The following is a 22,771-nucleotide window of genomic DNA, read 5'->3' as shown; positions in this document are numbered from 1 at the left end:
CTTTTTTCTTCCTCTTCCCATTTTTTCCCACAATCCTTCCATTCCTCGCTTTTTCCAACGATGGAAGCAATCTCGCACGGTGTGGGGCGATTTTCCCTTAATATTGGGCTATCTTCTCCACTGACCATCCATAATGCCTAAGTCGAATGATTTCGGCTCTCTCCTTGACTCTATAAGGAATTCCTGCAAGTTTTTGTCTTCTTCTTCACTTAAATCAATTTTTAGAGGGGCTGGCAAGGTTTTATTCCTCCTCCACAAAGGGTTTTCTACTATTTTATAAGTTTTTTCGCCTACCTACTTAAATTGAACTGGCAATAATAGATATACATTTTAGTATCGAACTACTTATTAGTACAAATTATCAAAACAAGCTCTGATTGAGTTATAATTTTTGGATATGTCTCATGAACTGAGAACTCACATCTGATAACTGATAACTGATTAAGACATTTCTAACATTCTTTGAATCGGCAACAGTGCCTTAACTCTTAAATCTTCAGAAATAGTAATTTCTGGAGTTTTATCTCGCATACAGAGATACAACTTGTCGAGAGTGTTCAGTCTCATGTAGGGACACTCATTACAAGCACAGTTATTCAAAGCTGGTGCGGGTATAAATATTTTCTCCGGGGCCGATTTTTGCATCTGGTGAATAATTCCAGGTTCTGTGACGACAATAAAGGTTTTTTCAGAACTTTTTAGAGAATAATTTAATAGTGCCGTCGTAGAACCAATATAATCGGCATGGCGTAAAACCGATGGTTCACACTCAGGATGGGCGATAATTTTTGCTTGGGGATGGGCGACTTTTAATTCTATTATCTTGCGTTCGGAAAAAGTTTCATGGACAATACAACTACCCTGCCAAAGAACTAAATCTCTACCAGTTTGCTGACTGACGTAACGGCCTAAATTGCGATCAGGAGCGAAGATAATCGGTTGATGGGCAGGGATTTGGTTAACTATTTTGACTGCATTGGAACTTGTGCAGATAATATCACTCATGGCTTTAATTTCTGCACTGCAATTGATATAGGAAATCACGATATGATCGGGATATTGGGCTTTAAAACGAGCAAAATCTTTAGGATGACAACTATCAGCTAAAGAACATCCCGCATCTAAATCCGGCAGCAATACTAACTTATCCGGATTTAAGATTTTAGCTGTCTCTCCCATGAAGTGAACCCCCGCAAATACGATCACGTCTGCCGGGGTTTGGGCAGCCTGCTGGGATAAACCTAGAGAATCACCAATATAATCAGCTATATCCTGTATGTCAGAATTTTGATAGTAGTGAGCCAGAATAACAGCGTTTAATTCCCGTTTAAGCTCTTTAATTGCTGTAAATAGGTCATCAGGTAAGCTCGATCGATTTGCGGGTTGAACAGTTGTGAACACGGTAGGATTTATGGTTATTTTTACCAAATACTAAACAAGTCCCTATATCATAGCAAATTTTTTTAAAGTGATTAGGGACTGGGAGCTTTTTTCAGTGATCAGTAAACAGTAAGCAGTAATCAGTGAAAAGACCGCAGAAAACTGCCATTTAATCCTGCTCACTTGCTATTCTCTTCTCTTATCTGATCAATGACCCCTGATTAAGACTGTCCACTAAAAACTCACGTCTGATATCAGTAAACAGTAAGCAGTAATCAGGGAAAAGACAGCAGAAAACTGCCATTTAATGCTGCTCACTTGCTATTCTCTTCTCTTATCTGATCAATGACCCCTGATTAAGACTGTCCACTAAAAACTTACATCTGATAACTGATAACTGGTAACTGATAGCTGACGGCTGATAGCCAAGGGTCAACAATGCTAGGATAAAGGCTTGAGTAGAGAACGATCGAGCCAAAGCCATGTCATCGACAGAAGTAAAAACCCCACCCCCAGACAGTCCTGAATTCCTCGATGAGTTACCCGGAGAAGTGGAAATGTCCTTATTTGACCACTTGGAGGAGTTGCGGCGCCGGATTTTTTATAGTTTAATTGCCGTGGCTGTAGGTGCGGTGGGATGTTTTATCTTCGTTAAACCCCTAGTGCAAGTGCTGGAAGTTCCCGCCCAAGGAGTAAAATTTTTGCAGTTAGCTCCGGGAGAATTTTTTTTCGTCTCCCTAAAAGTAGCTGGATATAGCGGCATACTGGTGGCTAGTCCCGTCATTCTCTTGCAAATTATCCTCTTTGTGCTGCCGGGGTTAACCCGTCGCGAACGGCGTTTAATTGTCCCGGTAGTGTTAGGATCGAGTGTTTTATTTTTTGCTGGTTTATTTTTTGCCTATATTGCCCTGATTCCCGCCGCTTTAAACTTTTTTGTCAGTTATGGGGCGGAAGTGGTCGAACAAGCTTGGTCGATCGAGCGCTATTTTGAATTTGTCTTACTTTTACTTTTTAGTACCGGCATCGCCTTTCAAATTCCCGTTATTCAATTGATTTTGAGCTTTTTAGGCATTATTTCCTCGCAAACAATGTTATCGGGGTGGCGTTTCGTGGTTTTAGGGGCAGTGATTTTAGGCGCGATTTTAACCCCTTCCACAGATCCTCTCACCCAATCCCTGTTAGCAGGGGCGGTCTTGGGTCTATACTTTGGGGGCATTGGGGTGGTGAAATTAACGGGACGTTAGCAGTTTTTTGATAAAATTTGACGGCTGAAAACTAATTAAGCCAGAAAGCTAGAGATTGATTCTAGATTGAGTAACTAAAGTGAAATATTTTTTCTTAACGGCAGGTTGGACAATAGGACGGGTGTGGGAATTTGGCGGTTTGTGGGATCATGCGAGTAGTTGGCGACGACCACCGCAGATAGAGCGATTAAATATCGGTATTTTAGAGGGAGAACAGGTTTTATGGCTTTATAAGGTGGAAGAAGCCGTGATTATGGTGGAAGTTGCCCCCAAGAGTGCCGAAATTGCCGATACTGTCCCCACCATTGGGCAAGTGGTGCTAAAACGCTTGATTAGTGCCGAACAAGTCCTCGAAATCCTGCAAAATGCCGAAGAATTGCTGAGGAAGTAATCAGTTATCAGTTATCAGTTATCAGTTATCAGTCATAATTCCCCATCTCCCCACAGCCCACAGCCCACACCCTACACCCTACACCCTACACCCTACACCCCACACCCCATCTCCCCACACCCTACACCCTACACCCTTCTCCCCACACCCCACACCCTACACCCCTATCTGGACTATTCTGGCGGAAGATCGATCGCAAAGACTTGAAATCTGTTCTAACAATAGTTACACTTCTTTAGAATAGATACACTTTTCAAGGGATAATGTAGGTCGGCTAACTCTTGCACTTAACCGTCGAGAGTGTTGGGCTTATATTTTGACCCTGAATATAAAAAGCGTCTAAGTGGACACTAAATTGTCAATAGGAGGAGCGTAGTCAATGGGACTACCTTGGTATCGAGTACACACAGTCGTTCTCAACGACCCGGGCCGTTTAATTTCCGTTCACCTGATGCACACCGCACTGGTAGCGGGTTGGGCTGGCTCCATGGCCCTCTATGAGCTTGCTATTTTCGACCCCAGTGACCCCGTATTAAACCCGATGTGGCGGCAAGGAATGTTCGTGCTGCCCTTCATGGCCCGTTTAGGTGTCACTGGTTCTTGGGGTGGCTGGAGCGTCACCGGCGAAACTGGTGTTGACCCCGGTTTCTGGTCTTTTGAAGGCGTTGCCGCCGCTCATATCGTCTTATCCGGTCTGCTATTCCTAGCGGCGGTTTGGCACTGGGTTTTCTGGGATTTAGAATTATTTATCGATCCCCGCACGGGCGAATCTGCCCTCGATTTACCGAAAATGTTCGGTATTCACCTGTTCTTATCCGGTTTACTTTGCTTTGGTTTCGGTGCTTTCCATCAAACAGGCCTTTGGGGTCCCGGGATGTGGGTTTCCGATGCCTACGGTTTAACTGGTCATGTGCAGCCCGTAGCTCCCGAATGGGGACCGGCTGGTTTTAACCCCTTTAACCCCGGGGGTGTGGTGGCTCACCACATTGCCGCGGGTATCGTCGGGATTATCGCCGGTTTATTCCATTTAACCGTTCGTCCCCCCGAAAGACTCTATAAAGCCTTGAGAATGGGTAATATCGAAACGGTGCTTTCTAGCAGTATCGCCGCTGTTTTCTTTGCCGCTTTCGTCGTGGCTGGAACCATGTGGTACGGTAATGCTACTACCCCGATCGAACTCTTTGGCCCGACCCGTTACCAATGGGATAAGGGCTATTTCCAAGAAGAAATTGAGCGTCGTGTGGAGGCCAGCATCGCCAATGGGGCCACCATCGCCGAAGCTTACCAAGCAATCCCCGAAAAACTGGCTTTCTATGATTATGTCGGTAATAGCCCCGCTAAAGGTGGTTTATTCCGTACTGGTGCCATGGATAGCGGTGACGGTATCGCTAAATCTTGGTTAGGACACCCTGTTTTCAAAGATGGCGAAGGTCGCGTCCTCAGCGTGCGTCGGATGCCTAACTTCTTTGAAACCTTCCCCGTTGTCCTGACTGACTCGGAAGGTATCGTTCGCGCTGATATTCCTTTCCGTCGTGCGGAATCGAAACTGAGTATCGAACAAAGTGGTGTCACCGTTTCTTTCTACGGTGGCTCTCTCGATGGTCAGGTCTTCAGCGATCCTGCTGATGTGAAGAAATTTGCGCGTAGAGCGCAACTCGGTGAAGCTTTCGAGTTTGACACCGAAACCCTCAAGTCTGACGGGGTATTCCGCACTTCTCCGAGAGGTTGGTTTACTTTCGGTCATGCTGTCTTTGCTTTACTATTCTTCTTCGGTCACATCTGGCACGGTTCTCGTACCATCTACCGCGACGTATTCGCCGGGGTAGATCCGGATCTGGAAGAACAAGTGGAATTCGGTTTATTCCAAAAATTGGGTGATCTTAGCACTCGTAAACAAGAAGTTTAGTTTTAGCTAAATCATCCCTATAACTAAAGGAGTCAAGTCTTTGACTCCTTTTTTTAATTAGGGTATGCTGAAAAAGTTTTTCGTGGGGGCAGGGTGTGGGGTGTGGGGTGTGGGGAGAAGGGAGTGGGGAGCAGGGAGAAACAATTCATAACTTGAGAGTTAATCACACTATTAAAAACGGATTTGGTATTAAAGTTCGATCGAGCTTTACTTTTAACCGAATACTGAAAAAACCGCCAGTTTAAAGAAATAACTAGCGGCTTTTTGCTGGGGAAAATTACCCGGAATGGAATTACAGAGAGGAACCTAAACCGGCGTAAGCTCCGTAGAAGAAAAGACCAACCACGGCGATAACGCCTAGACCGGCGATGGTGGCGACTAACCACAAAGGAATACGACCTTCTGCGAACATGAATAACACCTCCTAATTGCGATGACAATAAATCGGGACTAATTAGTTAAAGAAATAGCTGGAAAATAAAATTCCCAAGACAGCAACTAGGAGTAAACCTAGGTAAAGAGAAGTACGATTTAACTCGACAGCTTGCCGATTCGGATTAGGTGTTCTTTCCATAATTGTTCTCCTAGCGTTGAATAAACTGCATTGCCGCAATTGCACCGATAAAGAAGACAGTGGGGACCGCTAAGGTATGAACTGCCAACCAGCGAACGGTGAAAATGGGGTAAGAAATGGGTTGATTGGGATTACCACTAGCCATTGTTTTTATCCTTAATTAAAGTAAACTACTGATTAAACTGCTCGATTTGATTTTTGGCCTCAAAGCGATCATTAATGATCGGTAATTCTTGACGCTCTTGAGTGTAATACTCATCGGGACGGGGAGTGCCAAAAACATCGTAAGCTAAACCAGTACTCACGAATAACCAACCCGCGATAAAGAGCATGGGGATGGTGATGCTATGGATAATCCAGTAACGAATACTGGTAACGATATCGCCAAAAGGACGTTCGCCGGTACTACCTGACATGGACGGTTCTCCTCGGAATGATAGGACTTGAAAAATTCAATCTCTATAATAGAGACTTTCTTGACCCTGAGACAAGTTTTAGGCCGGTTCGCTAGGGGGATTATATTTCAGTAAAACCCCATTTTGTCCCAAGACAAAACCCTTGTCGGAATTGATAAAAACAATTCGATAGAGATTGGAGGGGACACTTTCCACCGCGCGATCTTTTTCCCAAGATTGGCCGCCGTCATCACTGACCAACAGATTGCCGCTACCACCAGCGACCCAAATTTCTTCGGGGGTGCGGTAGTTGAGGTCCAAAAGTCCCCAACTGGTGGAAAACTCGGGGAATACCTTATCTTCCCATGTATCGAGATCATTGGGGCTAGTAAATTGTAGTTGACCACCCCGGGCCAGGGCCCACAGTTCCCCATTTTCACCATAACCGACTTTTTGTAAGCGGCGGGAAGAAAGACGATTGTGGGGTTGCCATTCTGTTGACCCCGGTTCCCAAGTGGAATAAAAGTTCCCGCGTGCGGAAACGGCCACATATTTACCATCATGGGAACGAACAATTGTCCGGGCCACACCCACGGCACCTTCCACTAAAGCTTGCCAAGTTTTGCCCCCGTCTTTGCTGCGGTAGATAGCACCTAAATCCGTGACCATTTCGGCGGTTTTGTCGTTCAGGGCGATAATTCCGTAGGGGGAACCGGGTAATTTTTCACTTAAGGGGATACGGGACCAGCTGCCGCCCCCGTCTTCGCTATGGAGAAGAATCGAGGGTTTACCGACAATCCAACCCTCTTGGTCGTGGAAACTGACGGCGCTAAAGCTAACTTTTTCGTCGCCAAGGTTGAGGACTTTTTGCTGCCAGCTGTCCCCCCCATCGGTGGTTTCAAAGAGGGTAGATTTGGTTCCCACTAACCAACCGTGCTGCGGGTCGTCGGTAAAGGCGATATCGGCAAAAGTGGAGTCAGTGTCGAGGGTGAGGATTTGCCAAGGACTACTGCTCAGGGATGGCACACTACTACAGCTAAAGCAGAAAAAGGCTACAGCTAGAACTATTACGAATTGTTTCAGTTTTCTCATCAATGGTTCAGAGGTATTGGTCAAGAAATCGGGACGGATTAAGGTTTGTACTCGATAGGTTACAGGCTCATAAGAGCCGTTGGATTAAAGATAATGAGTGCTTGAGTTAGTTTAAACCATATAAACTAATAAAGAAAACAAATCCTAGCGCTAAAGCCCCGAAAATCAAAATATTTTTTTGTGCGGGAGTGAGACGATTGACTCCAAAACCATAGCTAAGATTTTCTTGGAATCCCGAAGGAGCATCTTTAGCTCCGATGTTGATAAATTGGGAACGACGCACACCACACACGGGACAGCGCCAAGTTTCTGGCAATTCCTCGAAGGGGGTTCCAGCGGGAGTGTTGGTTTTACTATCTCCCTTGCTGGGGTCGTAAACGTAGCCGCAGGAGCGACATTCGTAGTTGGCAGGGGCCTGGTCGGCTAGGGTTAGTTCTGGTGGGCGATCGCTCATAACTAAGATTAAAGGAATTTTCAACACTCTGTTACAAATTATCCTTGAAAATTGACCTCTCTCACGGCCAACCCCTGACAGAATACCAAGTTTTCAAGTCTTAAAAGGATTAGCGAGGCAGCATATCGGCTTTAAAAAAAGTAAGATTAATCTATTAGGGATTAAATGTCTATTAAAACTTTATTAAGTTGATATTTGGGCTATTTACCCTGATTTTGGTACTCAAATTTATTCCGAGAAATTGAGAAATTTCAGACATGGAAGAAATCAGACCCCTGATTTCTCACCTCTAACCGATTATTCTTGACTAAATTGACTAAATCTCTGGCTTAATTTCTTCTTAGAGGCGAGAGTAAAGCTAAATTACTTGTCTCCGCTTGTCATATTGGATAAATTTAATCACTTATTTTTAGCGATCGCTTTTATATTTTGGCATAAATGGGCTGCTCCCCCAAGCAACAAAGTTGATAACAATTGAGTAATCTGCTGATAGGAGAGTCGCTACTCATCGAATTGTTGTGACTTAGTTTAAAACAGACTAAAAAGGGCTTTTGGACTCAAAAGGCTGGAAAATCGGAACCTTTTCCGATTTTTTAGAGTTAACACCTGAAGAGATTATCCTTATTGAAATCAAGTTAGCTCTACCGTCAGTTTCACTGGAATTGCTGCTCCGCTTGTTGTTGGCAACAGGTGCTACTCCTCAAGACATCGGACAAATCATTGCTGGTATGAACGGCGTTGCTGAATCAAGATCTGAATACTAATTGTGCATCCTATCCACCAGTTAGCCTAGCCCTAGGTTTTAAAAAGTACCTAGAGGACAATTCCTACTTAAAATCAGCAACGCCAAATTATCATCACCTAAACCACTTTCTAGCCTAATTAATTAATAGGTCCATTTCCAGTTAGTAATCTCCTCCTTATCGATGCCATTGGTAAAAGCATAATCGAGATTGTCGATAATAGCATTTTTCATCCGTTCTTTCACATGACCGGCAGCAGAACCTAATTTCGGCACGCAATTAATGACATCAATTACTAAATGAAAACGATCAACTTGGTTACGAATCGCTAATTCTAGGGGAGTATTAATATTCCCTTCTTCTTTGTAACCGCGCACATGAATACGTTCTTGATTACTGCGACGGTAGGTAAGTTTATGAATCAGCCAAGGATAACCGTGGAAATTAAAGATAATTGGCTTATCAGTGGTAAATAAGCTATCAAAATCCCGTTCCGATAAACCATGGGGGTGTTCACTTTCCGACTGTAATTTAAACAGATCAACCACGTTGATAAAGCGAACTTTTAAGTAAGGTAATTCCTCCCGCAGAATTGCCGTTGCCGCTAAAGATTCTTTAGTAACAATATCCCCACAGCAAGCCATAATTACATCTGGTTCATCGGGATTTTTTCCGTCATCATCGTTACTAGCCCAATCCCAAATACCGATACCTTTTGTGCAGTGTTTAATTGCTTCTTCAATGGTCAAGTATTGCAGGTGTTTCTGTTTATCAGCAACGATAATATTAGTGTAATCCTTGCTCTTGAGACAGTGGTTAGCCACACTTAATAAACAGTTACCATCGGGGGGAAGATAAACCCGCACCACGTCGGCACTTTTATTGGTTACTAAATCGATAAAACCGGGGTCTTGGTGACTAAAACCATTGTGATCCTGCCGCCAAACCACCGAGGATAATAACAGATTCCAAGAGGAAACAGAAGCGCGCCAAGGCACATGATTTTTGCAGATATCGAGCCATTTAGCGTGTTGGTTGAACATGGAATCGATAACGTGGGCAAAAGCTTCGTAGGAGTGAAATAAACCGTGACGACCGGATAATAAATAACCCTCTAACCAACCGACTAAAGTATGTTCACTCAGCATCTCCATCACACGACCATCGGGAGACAATTGGCTACCATCTAAATCCTCCGGATAGGTATCGGCTAACCAAGCTTTTTTAGTCACTTCATAGAGAGCAGATAAACGATTAGAAGCAGTTTCATCGGGACCAAAAACGCGAAAATTAGTCATATTATTTCGCATTACATCCCGCAAAAATACCCCCATCACTCCCGTGTTTTCCGTTTCCACTTGGCCCGGGTGGGTGACGGCCACGGCATATTGACGAAAATCGGGCATTTTTAGGTCTTTACGCAGCAATCCGCCGTTAGCGTGCGGGTTAGCACTCATGCGACGATGACCCCTAGGAGCGAGTTCTTTAAATTCTGGCTTAAATTTACCCGTGGTATAGTCAAATAATTCCTCCGGGTTATAGCTTTTCATCCACTCCTCTAATTTTCTCAAGTGTTCGGGGTTTTCCTGCATGGCCCCCATGGGGACTTGGTGAGCGCGCCAGAATCCTTCTACTTTATGACCATCAACATTTTTCGGGCCCGTCCAACCCTTGGGGGACCGGAGGATAATCATCGGCCAGGGGTAACGTTTAGCAATACCCGTGCTGCGAGCTTCCTGTTGATAGAAGCGAATCTGATTGATACAGTGTTCTAGGGTAGCGGCCATTTTTTGATGGCAGTGCATGAGGTCTTCATCTTCCTTACATTCGACGATGTAGGGAGTGTAACCGTAACCGACAAAGAGACTTTCTAACTCGTGCGTCGAAATACGGGAGAGAATGGTGGGATTAGCGATTTTATAACCGTTTAAGTTTAAAATTGGCAGTACCGCACCATCGCGAATCGGGTTAAGGAATTTATTCGAGTGCCATGCGGTGGCAAGGGGACCGGTTTCTGCTTCCCCATCACCCACCACCACGGCCGTAATGAGGTCGGGATTGTCAAAAACAGAACCGTAGGCATGGGAAACACTATAACCCAGTTCGCCGCCCTCATGGATAGAACCGGGGGTTTCGGGGGTGACGTGACTACCGATGTGACCGGGAAAAGAAAATTGTTTAAAGAATTTTTGTAATCCTTCCTCGTCTTCACTTTTATCGGGGTAAATTTCCGAATAGGTTCCTTCTAGATAAACCGGACCGAGTACCCCCGGCGCCCCATGGCCAGGACCGGCCATAAAAATCATATCGAGGTCGTATTTTTTGATTAAACGGTTGAGGTGAACGTAGGTAAAACTTAAGGCCGGACTTGCTCCCCAGTGACCAAGTAAACGATACTTAACGTGTTCTGGTTTAAGATGTTCTTTGAGCAGGGGATTATCGCGCAGATAAATCATACCTACAGCTAAATAGTTACAAGCGCGCCAATAGGCATGGGTTTTGTAGAGTTCGTCTTGAGAAAGGGGATTTTGTTCTGTTAAGGGTCTTTCTGGTGCGGATACCATGAATATTTCTCCAATATCTATGAAGGATGAGATTAAGAGAGTTGATAGACAATTTCTCCAGATTATCGAGAGGGTTAACCCTCGGTCAGTTTTCAAACTGTAATCAAGAGTCTAACCTTTCGGAGCGTAAAAAACTATTAAAATAAGCTATATTTTGCCAATCCGGCTAGGGGAATTTATGTCAGTCGGGCGGGGTTTTTAAATGGCTTTTAAAGGCATATTAATATGTTCTTAACTTAGGAATCCACAAATTCTCAGAAAGCTTTTAATGATTTTTTAATGTCAACTTTTCCCAAAAGGCTATATAATCAGACTCTCGTTGGTCGGCCAAGGCCTAATCAGGTTTTCTCGATGCCGGTGGCGGGGAAGACTAGGGTAGAAAATTTATTATTTTTTATCTTGGAAGCACTGAAACTTAAAATCTTTCTATACTTCATCTAGCGATCAATAAAAGCTGATTAGCATATATAGTGATTCTCTACAGGCTAATCAATTCTCGGATTGTTTTTTCTTGATCGTGCCTAAGCTTATCGCAGCTGCAAAGGAGTTTTTTTCATGACAAAAGTAAGAGTCGCCATCAACGGATTCGGTCGTATCGGTCGCCTCGTTTTTAGGGCGGGTATCCAAAATCCTGATTTCGAGTTTGTTGGTATAAATGATCTGGTTCCCTCCGATAATATTGCCTATCTGCTCAAATACGACTCCACCCACGGACGTTTTCAGGGTACGGTAGAAGCAAAAGAAGATGGCATCGTCGTGGATGGTAAGTTTATCCCCTGTTATTCCATCAAAGACCCCGCCCAACTGCCCTGGGGTGCAACCGGGGCCGATTATGTGGTCGAGTCCACTGGTTTATTTACCACCGCCGAAGGGGCAGGAAAACACCTAGAAGCCGGGGCCAAACGGGTGGTTATCTCCGCACCCACCAAAGATCCCGACAAAATTCGTACTATTGTACTAGGGGTTAACGACAATGAGTACGATCCCGCTAAGGATCTGATCGTCTCTAACGCTAGTTGTACCACCAATTGTTTAGCCCCGATCACCAAAGTTATTAACGATAACTTCGGACTAGCGGAAGGATTAATGACCACGGTACACTCGATGACCGCCACTCAACCCACCGTGGACGGTCCATCGAAAAAAGATTGGCGCGGTGGTCGCGGCGCCGGTCAAAATATTATCCCCTCCTCCACGGGGGCAGCCAAAGCAGTAACCCTAGTTATTCCCTCCCTAAAAGGCAAATTAACCGGTATGGCCTTCCGTGTGCCAACTCCCAACGTTTCGGCGGTGGATTTAACCTTTAAAACCGAAAAAGCCACCAGTTACGAGGAAATCTGCGCCGCTATGAAAGCCGCCAGCGAAGGACCGATGAAAGGTATCCTCGGTTACACCGATGAGGAAGTGGTATCGAGTGACTTTATCACCGACCCCCGTTCCAGTATCTTTGATGCTAAAGCCGGCATTCAACTTAATGCCAATTTCTTTAAGGTCGTCTCTTGGTACGATAACGAATGGGGTTACTCCTGCCGGATGTTAGACCTGATGAAAATGATGGCAGCTAAGGAAGCAGCCCTAGTAACAGCCTAAATCAGTTATCAGTTATCAGTTATCAGTTATCAGTTATCAGTTATCAGTAACCAGTGAAAAAACAGCACTGTTAATGCAGGGTGAGAGCATATCAAAAGCTATTGACAATGGGCCAATTTTGTGATCTGCTTGCTGTGTGGGCATTTCAGCTGATACCAGTCAATCAAAATAGTTACGAAATCTTAACATTTGGTCGATTTTTGCTTAACAATTGAGATGGCAAATTCTCCTCAAATATGCCTTAATCTCCCTCTGGGTAAGCAACTCACATAAAGTTCATTTTGTCAAGGATTGTTAAGATGCGCTTGCCCTGACTGTTAATGCCGTTATCACTTAATACTCAAATCTGATCACTGATAACTGATAACTGATAACTGATAACTGATTAGATGAATCCAAAATTTAAAGATATTATCGCTTGGGAACAGGCACAATTGTTAATGCAGCCGGCATTTATTCGGGTGCTGGATAATCTGCGTAAACAGTTAGAAAATTCCCTCTGGAAAGGAACTTATACAGAAATTCAAGATCCCTATCCCAGTTATCTGCTCTGTTTGACTTATCTCGATCGCTCCGTTACTGTAAATATTTGGGAACTTTGTTTTCAAGTCTGTTTTCTCGATTATCCCACCGATGAAGGAGAGAGCGTCACCATCGATACCAGTCTCCTCGATCCCACCGGTGAACTAGATTGGCAGAGTTTGGAAACGAAAACCGAGCGCATTATTAAGCAATTATTCGCTAATTTACCCCAATGAAAGCAGAGTTAGACACGATCAAGGCACAGTATGCCGCTAATTTTCTCAAAGATTACCACAATGATCCCCAAAGTTTAGCATCCCAAACAATTTTAATCGATCGCTCCGATTGGGGTTTATTAGAATTAAAAGGCCAGGACCGACTGCGTTTTCTCCACAATCAAACCAGTAACGCGATCGATCGCCTGAAACCGGGTCAGGGTTGTGAGACAATTTTCCTTAACTCTACCGGTCGTACCCTCGATTTTGTCACAGTTTACGCCGGCGATGATTCCCTCCTCATCCTCGTTTCTCCCCAACGTCGTCAATTTTTACTGGAATTGATCGATCGCTATATTTTCCCCTTCGATAAGGTGGAAATTAGCGACTTAACCGATAATTTTGGCATTGTCACCCTAATAGGTACTGAAAGCGGGCAATACCTGCAAAAAATCGCCATTCCAGAGCAGATTTTAACGGGGGTGCAGCATAGTCATTATCTCCTTTCTCAACCCGCCCTGAGAGTGGCCGTCGGCACCGGCTTAGACCTACCCGGATATACTTTAATCGTCGCCGCCGCCGAAGCGGGCCCCTTTTGGGAAAATTTAATTAAAAATGGCGTTACTCCCGCAGATGAGCAGGTGTGGGAATACCTGAGAATCCATCAGGGCCGACCGGCAGTCGATCGAGAATTAACCGAAGATTATAACCCTTTAGAGGCCGGTTTATGGCGAGCGATCGTTTTTGATAAGGGCTGTTATATTGGTCAAGAAACTATCGCCCGTCTCAACACCTATAAAGGCGTAAAACAAAGACTTTGGGGCATAAAACTCAGCCACCCCGTCCCCAGCAATACCCCGATTATTTTAGAAGCGCAAAAAGTCGGTTTACTCACCAGTGTGCTGGAGGATTTTGGCTTGGGTTATGTGAAAACAAAAGCGGGAGGAGAGGGTTTAAAAGTACAAATCGGCGAGGCAACAGGAGAATTAATCCCCTTACCCTTCCTCTCTCACGAATACCCCTTTCAGTGAACAGTAATCAGTAAACAGTGATCAGTAATCAGTAATCAGTAATCAGTGACCAATCACTAATCAATGATAACTGATAACTCACATCTTATAAGTAGTTGTGCAAAATTAATTTATTGGTTAGGATAGGCAAAAGGCAGGAGGCAAAAGGCAAAAGCTTTATCGAAATGTGTAATTAATTTTGCTTAGATACTTAACTAATAACTAATAACTGATAACTGATAACTGATAACTGATAACTGATAACTGATAACTGATAACTGAAAAACCCCCTAACCCCAGCGACTAGCGATAGGCATTCGCCAACCAGTGCCAAAAGCGCGATCGCTAATTTTTAGACCCGGGGGGGCTTGTTTGCGCTTAAATTCGGCATTTTTAACTAATTTAATCACTTTCTGCACAATTTCTGCCTCAAAGCCGGCGGCGATAATTTGTTCGGCGGATTGATGGCGATCGATTAATAGTGCTAAAATAGCATCTAAAATCTCGTAGGGAGGTAAAGAATCTTGATCCTTCTGATTGGGTTTTAATTCAGCACTAGGAGCTTTATTAATCACATTGAGGGGAATAATTTCCCCGTGCCGATTTAACCAGCGACAGAGGGAATAAACCCTCGTTTTCGGCACATCAGCAATCACTGCTAAACCACCATTCATATCACCGTAAAGAGTGCAATATCCCACCGCCATTTCTGATTTATTGCCAGTGGATAATAGTAAATGACCGAATTTATTAGAGAGGGCCATTAATAAATTACCGCGAATGCGTGACTGAAGATTTTCTTCGGCAATACCAAAATCAGTCCCAGCGAAAACCGGCTCTAAAAGTTGATCATAAGCGGTCATAATTTCCTGAATTGCTAACTTCTCACTTTTGATACCTAAATTATTAACTAAAGCCACTGCATCGCTAATGGAATGGTCGGAACTATAGGGAGAAGGCATCATCACAGCGAGAACATTTTCTTTACCTAATGCGTCGCTGGCAATAGCGGCAACTAAACTAGAATCAATGCCACCACTCAAGCCGAAAATTACCCGTTTAAAACCGCATTTCTGCACATAATCTCGCACTCCTAAGACTAAAGCTCGATAAATTTCCTCATCTTCATCGACAGGTAAAGGATGAATAACTGCGGGTAACAAATCCTGATTAAACTCGATCAATTCTAGGCTAGAAGTAAATGCCTGAGCGCGATAAATCACTTCTCCTTGTCGGTTAAAAGCCACGCTGTCACCATCAAAAATTAAATCATCATTACCTCCCACTTGATTGACGTAAACTATCGGTAAATTATATCTAGTGGCACTATGGGATAATAAAGATTCTCGCAATTTTTGCTTACCGACACTGTAGGGAGAAGCGGAAAGATTAACGATTAAATCCACTCCTAAATTAGCTAAATCGGCGATGGGATTAACCGCGTATTGACGTTGACCCCAAAATTGTTCATCATTCCAAACATCTTCACAGATAGTTACACCGATTTTTACATTATTTTCTGTTAGTTGAAAATATTGACTTTCTTTCCCAGAAGCAAAGTAACGATCCTCATCAAAAACATCGTAGGTAGGCAATAAACGTTTAGTAAAAATTTGTTTAATCTCTTGACTTTTTAACAAAGCTATGCTATTAAATAACGGCTTTTCTCCCCTGACTGTTGCCGAGGGATTTTTTTCGACAAAACCGACTAAGACGGCTAATTTTTCTGGTAATTGTTGGGACAATAATTGCAATTGTCGAGACATTTTCTCCACAAAACCCAGATTTAATAATAAGTCTCTGGGAGGATAACCACAGAGGGATAATTCCGGAGTTAAAAGTAATTCTGCTCCCTGATTAAATGCCGTTTGAGCGGCCTCTAAAATTCTTTGGGCATTTCCTTCGATATCTCCAACAATGGGATTTAATTGAGCGATAGCAATTCTCATATTTTTTCCTATTTAAACAAAAACTAACGGTTGCTCTTTAAAGGGAGCAAAAGCTTTTTCATCAAAGCGATATAAACTAGCGGGACGACCGGCACCACGAGAGACTTTTAAACCCATATCCTTGAGAAATCCTAATTTCAATAGCCGATTTCTGAAGTTAGAATAATCACTAAAATTTTTACCTAAAATTGTCTCATAAAATTGATAAAGATCATTTAAAGTAAATAATTCTGGTAAAACCTCAAAAGCGACGGGACTATATTCTACTTTATTGCGTAATCTTCGCCAGCCATATTCTAAAATTTGACCGTGATTAAAGGCTAAATCTGGCACTTTATCAATCATATACCAAGTGATATTATAATCCCGTTCAGTGATTAACTTTGCTTCTTCAAACCGCACTAAAGCGAAGTAACTCACCGATAGATAACGTTTCCCAAAACTCTCGGCCGCTGCCGGGGAATCTCCCTCTGGACTGCCAAAAGTATATAACTGTTCCAGATAGAGATTATTGACGCTAATTTTCTCGGCTAAAATTCGATAGGCTGCCGTTTCCAGTGATTCCCCATTTCTCACTAAAGTCCCGGGTAAACTCCAGTAATTACTAAAGGGTTCTTCCCGTCTTTTAATCAGAAGCACTAGCAGCCGATTTAATTGGGTATCAACGGAAAAGATCACGTTATCAACTCCGACTTTAAAATCAGCTAGAGATTTATTAGCTAGGGTATTTAGCGGTTTCATGGGTAAAGTTTTTGACCTTCGATATAATCTTTAATCGGTGCGGGAACAGCCTGTTTATCGCCTTTTTCTCGATAATCTGTTGAGGATACAGCCGGAGCAAAGACATCGGCAATCAGACAATCACCCCCTAATGTTTGCAGTTGTTCAATATCATCTTGGTTAATAGGATAACCGGGACGAGGAATCACGAGAATTTTGACTTTTTCTAGTAATTCTTGGCTGCGATACCAGTGCCTAATTTGTCCCGCTAAATCAGAACCAATGACTAGGGTATATTCCTCCTGTTCTCCCCAAATTGTTTGCGCTTTTTCCACACTAATTAAGCTACGTCGATCGCTTAATTCTCGTCGCAGTTGTATATTATCCCTTGGGGTTTGAATGTCCCGGATGAGCAAATTTAACATCCTCAGACGATGTTCGAGACTGGTTTGATGATTTTTAAAGGGATTATCGGCAGCCCAAACTGCAACGATATCGTACTGTTCCGATAACCATTTTAGTATGGCTTGATGACCGGCAGTAGGAGGATCGGCACTGGTTCCAAAAAGGGCAATTTTAAGCATAGGATTCAATTGCTTGCTCACTGAGGGATTAGTTTAACTCTGCTCAAGCTTGGCAAAGATTAACTTCTCCCCATTATAGTTGATTTTACCAAAATAGGGCAAGAGGATCAGTCATCTCCTGCAAAAGTAAGTTATCGAGCCGCTATCGGGTCAAAATATCTAAAACCCCGGATAAATTTGACATAATCTTAGGTTTTATCAATAGGATAGTTATCTCTTATCTTTTGTCTGCTATCGCTGTTCATTCTTTTTTCGGTGATATTTTAAGTTTTGCTGTAAATTTGACTCCAAACTCCATTCCCAACTCTAATTCAGCCTCCCATTCGAGATTCCGTTTTTTGCAAGCATTATTAAACTCATCATGAACTTTATCAATCAACTGGCTTAAGTCATCAATTGCCTGCTCAGGATCGATGAAGAGTGGAGCTAAAATCACGGACTCATCTTCACTTTCGCCAGATTTTTCAGTATTTCGACTCAGATCATCTCGTTGTACAAAAACGATTTTAGGTTCTAAGGAAACAATTTTGAGTTTTTGAGTTGGCTGGAGATTATCAGACACTTAATCTTTCCTAAATCTTGATGAATAATAGAGGAACCCACGTTAAAGCGAAATAAATAGCTTTTCTAGTTTAAGAGTTTTTTGAGGATAATCAATGATTACCTTTAATTCTTTGAGAATGTCCCCTCCTAAAATCCCATCAATATAGTATTTTGAGAATACTCCCGGAAGAGAGCCAAAAAAAACTTCTGTTTCACTAAACAAAATAGAACCTATTTCCAGTCTATCAAGCCTAGCAGTCCTATACCAAGAACTACCCGTTACACCACTTCCCCGAGCAGATGATTGAGATATCGGTAAATCTAGAAAGTCTAATAAATCTGGATGAAAGACAGTCACCTGTGACCCCGTATCGAGTAAGACATTAACCGTTCTTCGGTTGTCGTTAAACTCAACAGTGACTGGAATCACCCACATAGACAATCTCTCAAGATTGTGGTCTCCCTCAAATGTATGTTCAACGACAATGACGGCCATGTAGAGTAAGGATGATGGAGTAAGGATAAAAGCTGTAGCGTTGATAGCCAAGACTCATTATCAACTTTAAGCAACTTTACTTCCGTCAACAAGACCTGTATAAAACAAATACAAGTCTCCCTTCAAATGTTTAGTCTCTTGTATAACCTTACTTTTGTTGTCTGAATAACAAATAACCTTACCTTTCTCTGGCCAGCCATATTTGTCGCGACCAGTGATCTCTACGACCACCCATTGATCGGGGTAATCGGATGAGACATCGGTGATGCTCAAATCCTCTGTTTTGTGGCTAAGTGCTTTCATTGCCAAGTTGGTGGCTTTCAATAGGCTTCCCTCCAAAATATATCCGTTATAGATAAGAGGTCAACCAACAATTGTTGCAATGTTTAACCAACAATTGTTGCTATCATTAAACAATAATTGTTGGTACTCCATTTCAAAATATGCTAACTAGCTCGAAAATACAGCCATGAAGACGCTCTCGTCAATGCCCCAAAACCTATCCGATGCCGAAAGGCAAGCAAGCAACTGTGGTTTGTATATTTCCAAGCTACAAGCTTTGTTGGCAGAAATCGAACCCCCATCTGAAAAATACAAAATGCTCCTGTCACTGTGTGATGCCCAAAAGCAGGCAAGAAACTGTGGTTTGGATATACCCAAGCTAGAAGCTTTGTTGGCAGAAATCGAACCCCTATCTGAAAAATACAAAATTATTTTCTATCTGGCGGCTACAGGTCTTTTTTCTGCGGATGACCTCGCTGAAATGTTCAATCATAGCAGCGGCAAAAATCTAAACGCAGATTTCAACAAAAATCTAGGATCCCATCTTAAACTTTATCTTGATTTAGATGACAGTGATCGTCTGGGAATTACTTCCCTAAGAAGGATTCTCTTTAAAAAGGGCTATCTTGTTGACATTAATGACGATGAATTAGTGAGAGTTTTGCCAACACGCTACGCTGAAAATTCTCAATTAGAGCAGTCTTTTACTGTCAGACACAATTAGTGCGGATGAGAAGACCACCAATCAAGGAGATTGATTTAAAAATGGAAAACACAGAGTTATTGTGCGAGATACCAACATCGGTCACTCCCCGTGCTGACATTATTAATGGTTTGTTAGCTCAACTAGACAATGAAATGGAAAACACAGAGTTATTGTGCGAGATACCAACATCGGTCAGTCTCCTTGCTGACATTATTAATGATTTGTTAGCTCAACTAGACAATGAACAGGATAGCGATATCCGTGCTGAAATCATAAGGAAATTAGGGGAATATCCTGAGCCTCAAGTGATTAAAAAACTTTGGGATTTGAGAAATAATCTCGAAAACGAATCTGATGATTTTGTGCAGTACGAAATCAAGCTTAGTTTGCATAAAGTGACTAATCATCCTAGTATAAATATTGATTTTTTTCTGGATAACTTAGAGGTATTCCAATCAAAAGATAACAATTCTCAAGCTCCAAAAGTCTTAATTGATGCTGATCTAATCGAAGAGTTTTTATTACGAAATCAGACGACTCTTAACAGGGAAGCTACTAGGGTTATGGGACTTGTTTTAGAGGGAAAAATTAATCCTTACATTGGGGAAATGGGATTAATACAAATTTGGCATAGTATGAAAAATCTTAAATCTCAAGAATATGCCAATCGTTGGATCATTGAACTTCTGAGCAAGATTAACGTCGGCCAAGTTAACTTGAAAGAAATCGACCTAGAAAAATATCCCAACGTTAATTTAACAACGGCAATTCAAGTTGAGATTGCCAGAAAGTATAGCCTAGCAGGTATTATCACCATCAGAGATCGAGAATTCATTGCCAGTGGGTATCCTTTTGTGGGTTCTCCTTCCTTATTCTTACAGTTTTTAGGGGAAGATACCTCGCCGGCATCTATCGAAAGAACTCTCAAAAATCTCGGTAAAGCGGCAATGGAAAATGAAAAAGTAAAACTCAACCAGCTTTTAGAAAACGAGCCTCAACAAAACTTATTCTTTGAAGATAATCTTTTGCTTTTTCAAGGCTGGAAAATTGAGAACTTTGAAATTCTTTGTGCTAATAACAATTTAACTGCTGCGACAGTTATTCTATGTAATACAAAAACCCAAGAGCGTTACACTGAATCAGCCTTTAAAAAAGGTTCAGTAGATGCACTTTTTACTGCTTTTAATGAGGCTATAGCTCATTTAGTTGAAATTAAACATGACCTTAAATCTGTCTATTTGGCCAACTTAAAAAAAGGTCAACAAGGAGACGTAACTGTCAAGGTGATGGTCGAGTATGATGGTAAAGAAGTTATTACCATCCACACCCATGAAAATATTCTCAAGGCTTATTTTTTCGCCTACGTCAAAGCGATGATTGCCGTTTATGCACCCGATGAATATCACCCCGATATTCATAGCACGAAAGAATTGACATATTTGTACAAAATTGGCCGACGAGATTTTCATGGACTGAATTTCAGCCAAGTCAATTTAATGGATGGTGAGGCCAATCTTTCCGATGCAAAATTGATGGGATGTAACTTCAGTCAGGCTAATCTTTCGAGGGTTAATTTAACTAATGCTGATTTAACAGGAGCCGATTTAAGTCATGCCAATTTGAGCAAAGCTGATTTAACAAGAGCCAATTTGAGCAAAGCTAATTTAACGGGAGCTAACTTGACCGATGTTAAATTAGATGAAAATAATCTAACCCTCCTTGATGGCACAATTTTGACTAACACAATTATGCCTGAAATTAACATTGAAATTAGCGGCGAATCCCGTTTAGAAAAGGTTGGTCAACTACTCAAACACATTGATCCTAAAAGTCAATCTCGAATCTTGGCTATTCACTCCATGACAGATTCCATCTGGTGGGATAATCCCCTTGGTCAAAAATTCTGGGAAGTTAACGAAGAACTAATCAAAAGGGAGATTTCTATTCAACGAGTCTTTATTCTTCCTGAAGTTCCGACTCCAAAGCATTTACAGGTGATTCAGGAACAACTTAACTCTGGCATAGAAGTTGCTTGGATTTGTCAGGAAAAAGCCAAAGATGTTGAAGGCTATCGTTGGGATGATACCAACCTATTGATTAGCGAAAACTTATCTGTTCCAAGAAATTCTTTTACAGCGAGAAGAACTATGAATGGTCAAACAGAAACAGGTTATATTTCCTATCAAACAAGAGTTGTCGAGACAGATAAAAGTATCTTTAACGCTCTATGGGAAAAATCCGAAAAACTCTCTACTCAAGCTAATATTCAGGAACAATTAGCAAACCTGAATACCTGACTTTCTTTCCATGAAAATGATACCGTTGAACTTTCTGAATCAGCCTAATGATTTTTAAAGTCTGCTTGCGGTTATACTCAACCCACCAAGCCAAATCTTCAAAAGCCAACCGATCAAATTCCAAGCTTTTAGCCATTTTTATCGGATAAATATTGAAGACTGGCTTGGTTCATTTTTCCCGAATTTTATTGTTTTATTAACTGACGATCACAAGGCGATCGCTCTTTCTATTCTATTTTGATAAAAAGCGATCGCCCCACAGTTTAAACTCAAAAAACCGCCATCGACAAAGAAGCGGTGAGGAGTAGTTCATTAGACCTATTCAGGATGGTTAGGCAGAGAATGATATTGAAAAATGCCAAATATACTGCCGACACTGCCGACACTGAGAATACTGCCGACACTGCCAATACTGAGAATACTGCCGACACTGCCAATACTGAGCATACTGCCGATACTAACCAGACTTAAAATGCTGCTGGCACTAGCGAGACTTAAAATACTGCCGGCACTGCCTAAACTCAAGATACAGCGATAACTAGCTTTGCTCAGATAATTAAGACCAGAAATCATTTTAAATCGGGGAAAGATTGCGGAATAGTTAGGGAAGTATTTTGCCAAACCTGTTGTAAACGCATAGCCGGCATAGTTAGATAAAGAATATCACCTTGATCGAGAGTGATTTCCAGTAATTGCCAACCGTGGATAGTTTGACCCTGTTTTTCTAGGTAAAGTGGCACAAAATCGGCATTCATCGCCGCTTCCTTGATAATTTGCCCCATAAAAGGATGATTAGGTGTGATTAATGTGGCCAAAGCAACCCAGAGGAGATCATCGGTCATGCCATTACCGAGAATTCTACCGCCCAAAGCGGCCGCGGCGAAGGAATAGGTAGCCAGATCCCGGGGACATAATACCGTATCAAAATCAAAAACTTCTTGAATCGATCGCCCGAATTGTTCCTGAGAGCAGCTTGACACTCCCCGCTCTAAAGAGACGGGGATTCTTGGTTCACAGAGATTACTTGCTTAGACAGAATTGCTTCTGAAAAAGTAGAGGTATTCTCTCCCCAAGCGTTTATTGGATCGAGCCCAAAGGTTCCGGTATGCCCTAC

The 22,771-nt window shown here is 42.4% G+C and carries 24 protein-coding genes and 2 pseudogenes; 9 read left to right on the top strand and 17 right to left on the bottom strand.

Features of this window, described 5'->3' with window-relative positions; translation table 11 throughout:
• Positions 1–441 precede the first annotated feature (441 nt).
• Positions 442–1,401: a quinolinate synthase NadA gene (nadA, locus tag O9334_RS17040; protein WP_194018257.1), complete on the bottom strand. Its 960-nt coding sequence runs from the start codon at positions 1,399–1,401 to the stop codon at positions 442–444.
• Positions 1,402–1,862: 461 nt separating this feature from the next.
• Between nadA and tatC the strand changes: the two genes are divergently transcribed.
• From tatC to psbB, 3 genes are all read left to right on the top strand, one after another.
• Positions 1,863–2,624, top strand: a complete 762-nt coding sequence (gene tatC / locus O9334_RS17035) for a twin-arginine translocase subunit TatC (protein ID WP_002783793.1) — start codon at positions 1,863–1,865, stop codon at positions 2,622–2,624.
• A 79-nt stretch (positions 2,625–2,703) separates the two neighbouring features.
• On the top strand, positions 2,704–3,015 hold the full coding sequence (locus tag O9334_RS17030) for a hypothetical protein (protein ID WP_002749272.1): 312 nt from the start codon (positions 2,704–2,706) through the stop codon (positions 3,013–3,015).
• Between the two features lie 379 nt (positions 3,016–3,394).
• A complete protein-coding gene (gene psbB, locus O9334_RS17025) occupies positions 3,395–4,921 on the top strand; it encodes a photosystem II chlorophyll-binding protein CP47 (RefSeq protein WP_002757651.1) in 1,527 nt (508 codons plus the stop codon).
• 292 nt (positions 4,922–5,213) lie between these two features.
• Here the strand turns inward: psbB and O9334_RS17020 are convergent, their stop codons facing one another.
• The 6 genes from O9334_RS17020 to O9334_RS16995 form a co-directional block, all read right to left on the bottom strand.
• A complete protein-coding gene (locus O9334_RS17020; RefSeq protein WP_045362404.1) occupies positions 5,214–5,333 on the bottom strand; it encodes a photosystem II reaction center protein J in 120 nt (39 codons plus the stop codon).
• A 42-nt stretch (positions 5,334–5,375) separates the two neighbouring features.
• Positions 5,376–5,495 carry a photosystem II reaction center protein PsbL gene (psbL, locus tag O9334_RS17015; protein ID WP_002735805.1) on the bottom strand — a complete coding sequence of 40 codons (120 nt, stop codon included), beginning with the start codon at positions 5,493–5,495 and terminating at the stop codon, positions 5,376–5,378.
• Positions 5,496–5,505: 10 nt separating this feature from the next.
• Entirely contained in the window at positions 5,506–5,640 is a 135-nt protein-coding gene (gene psbF, locus O9334_RS17010; RefSeq protein ID WP_002736175.1) for a cytochrome b559 subunit beta, read from the bottom strand.
• 25 nt (positions 5,641–5,665) lie between these two features.
• Entirely contained in the window at positions 5,666–5,911 is a 246-nt protein-coding gene (psbE, locus tag O9334_RS17005) for a cytochrome b559 subunit alpha (protein WP_002749269.1), read from the bottom strand.
• 78 nt (positions 5,912–5,989) lie between these two features.
• Positions 5,990–6,982: a photosynthesis system II assembly factor Ycf48 gene (locus O9334_RS17000; protein WP_045362407.1), complete on the bottom strand. Its 993-nt coding sequence runs from the start codon at positions 6,980–6,982 to the stop codon at positions 5,990–5,992.
• 106 nt (positions 6,983–7,088) lie between these two features.
• Positions 7,089–7,436 (bottom strand): rubredoxin, encoded by a 348-nt coding sequence (locus O9334_RS16995; RefSeq protein WP_002757647.1) that lies wholly within the window; start codon positions 7,434–7,436, stop codon positions 7,089–7,091.
• A gap of 551 nt (positions 7,437–7,987) precedes the next feature.
• Between O9334_RS16995 and O9334_RS16990 the strand changes: the two genes are divergently transcribed.
• Positions 7,988–8,200: a hypothetical protein gene (locus O9334_RS16990; protein ID WP_045362410.1), complete on the top strand. Its 213-nt coding sequence runs from the start codon at positions 7,988–7,990 to the stop codon at positions 8,198–8,200.
• 122 nt (positions 8,201–8,322) lie between these two features.
• Here the strand turns inward: O9334_RS16990 and O9334_RS16985 are convergent, their stop codons facing one another.
• Positions 8,323–10,743 (bottom strand): phosphoketolase family protein, encoded by a 2,421-nt coding sequence (locus tag O9334_RS16985; RefSeq protein ID WP_288001363.1) that lies wholly within the window; start codon positions 10,741–10,743, stop codon positions 8,323–8,325.
• A 555-nt stretch (positions 10,744–11,298) separates the two neighbouring features.
• Here O9334_RS16985 and gap point away from each other — a divergent pair.
• The 3 genes from gap (at position 11,299) to ygfZ (ending at position 14,101) form a co-directional block, all read left to right on the top strand.
• Positions 11,299–12,333: a type I glyceraldehyde-3-phosphate dehydrogenase gene (gene gap, locus O9334_RS16980; RefSeq protein WP_045362416.1), complete on the top strand. Its 1,035-nt coding sequence runs from the start codon at positions 11,299–11,301 to the stop codon at positions 12,331–12,333.
• 389 nt (positions 12,334–12,722) lie between these two features.
• Entirely contained in the window at positions 12,723–13,091 is a 369-nt protein-coding gene (locus O9334_RS16975) for a hypothetical protein (RefSeq protein ID WP_149975807.1), read from the top strand.
• Positions 13,088–14,101 (top strand): CAF17-like 4Fe-4S cluster assembly/insertion protein YgfZ, encoded by a 1,014-nt coding sequence (ygfZ, locus tag O9334_RS16970; protein ID WP_288001359.1) that lies wholly within the window; start codon positions 13,088–13,090, stop codon positions 14,099–14,101. The genes O9334_RS16975 and ygfZ overlap by 4 nt, the downstream gene beginning before the upstream one ends.
• A gap of 269 nt (positions 14,102–14,370) precedes the next feature.
• Here ygfZ and O9334_RS16965 read toward each other — a convergent pair whose 3' ends face one another.
• The 6 genes from O9334_RS16965 to O9334_RS16940 form a co-directional block, all read right to left on the bottom strand.
• Entirely contained in the window at positions 14,371–16,029 is a 1,659-nt protein-coding gene (locus tag O9334_RS16965) for an NAD+ synthase (protein WP_288001357.1), read from the bottom strand.
• 12 nt (positions 16,030–16,041) lie between these two features.
• The gene (locus O9334_RS16960; protein ID WP_190356412.1) at positions 16,042–16,770 is read right to left on the bottom strand and encodes an NUDIX hydrolase; all 729 of its coding nucleotides are present in this window, start codon (positions 16,768–16,770) and stop codon (positions 16,042–16,044) included.
• Positions 16,767–17,333 (bottom strand): nicotinate-nucleotide adenylyltransferase, encoded by a 567-nt coding sequence (locus O9334_RS16955; protein WP_288001355.1) that lies wholly within the window; start codon positions 17,331–17,333, stop codon positions 16,767–16,769. The genes O9334_RS16960 and O9334_RS16955 overlap by 4 nt, the downstream gene beginning before the upstream one ends.
• A gap of 241 nt (positions 17,334–17,574) precedes the next feature.
• Positions 17,575–17,895: a hypothetical protein gene (locus O9334_RS16950; protein ID WP_002793132.1), complete on the bottom strand. Its 321-nt coding sequence runs from the start codon at positions 17,893–17,895 to the stop codon at positions 17,575–17,577.
• A gap of 42 nt (positions 17,896–17,937) precedes the next feature.
• Positions 17,938–18,372, bottom strand: coding sequence for a retropepsin-like aspartic protease (locus O9334_RS16945; RefSeq protein WP_190380180.1), 435 nt, complete (start codon positions 18,370–18,372; stop codon positions 17,938–17,940).
• A gap of 66 nt (positions 18,373–18,438) precedes the next feature.
• Positions 18,439–18,696 (bottom strand): hypothetical protein, encoded by a 258-nt coding sequence (locus O9334_RS16940; RefSeq protein WP_242017254.1) that lies wholly within the window; start codon positions 18,694–18,696, stop codon positions 18,439–18,441.
• Between the two features lie 163 nt (positions 18,697–18,859).
• On the opposite strand from O9334_RS16940, the gene O9334_RS16935 reads away from it, so the two are divergent.
• Together O9334_RS16935 and O9334_RS16930 are read left to right on the top strand one after the other, a co-directional pair.
• On the top strand, positions 18,860–19,378 hold the full coding sequence (locus O9334_RS16935; protein ID WP_190380182.1) for a hypothetical protein: 519 nt from the start codon (positions 18,860–18,862) through the stop codon (positions 19,376–19,378).
• Between the two features lie 134 nt (positions 19,379–19,512).
• Positions 19,513–21,657 (top strand): pentapeptide repeat-containing protein, encoded by a 2,145-nt coding sequence (locus tag O9334_RS16930; RefSeq protein WP_288001367.1) that lies wholly within the window; start codon positions 19,513–19,515, stop codon positions 21,655–21,657.
• Positions 21,658–21,975: 318 nt separating this feature from the next.
• Here the strand turns inward: O9334_RS16930 and O9334_RS16920 are convergent, their stop codons facing one another.
• The 3 genes and pseudogenes from O9334_RS16920 to O9334_RS16910 all read right to left on the bottom strand — a co-directional run.
• Positions 21,976–22,230 (bottom strand): hypothetical protein, encoded by a 255-nt coding sequence (locus O9334_RS16920; RefSeq protein ID WP_052277998.1) that lies wholly within the window; start codon positions 22,228–22,230, stop codon positions 21,976–21,978.
• Positions 22,227–22,637: pseudogene (locus tag O9334_RS16915) on the bottom strand (potassium channel protein); the annotation flags it as partial. The gene O9334_RS16920 and the pseudogene O9334_RS16915, both read right to left, overlap by 4 nt.
• Before the next feature lie 8 nt (positions 22,638–22,645).
• Positions 22,646–22,771, bottom strand: a pseudogene (locus O9334_RS16910) (RNA-guided endonuclease TnpB family protein); the annotation flags it as partial.

Source organism: Microcystis sp. LE19-8.1F, assembly GCF_027531715.1.
Taxonomy (GTDB): domain Bacteria; phylum Cyanobacteriota; class Cyanobacteriia; order Cyanobacteriales; family Microcystaceae; genus Microcystis; species Microcystis wesenbergii_A.
Note: the sequence above shows the minus strand (reverse complement) of the source record. Positions and strands in the feature narration are given on the sequence as shown.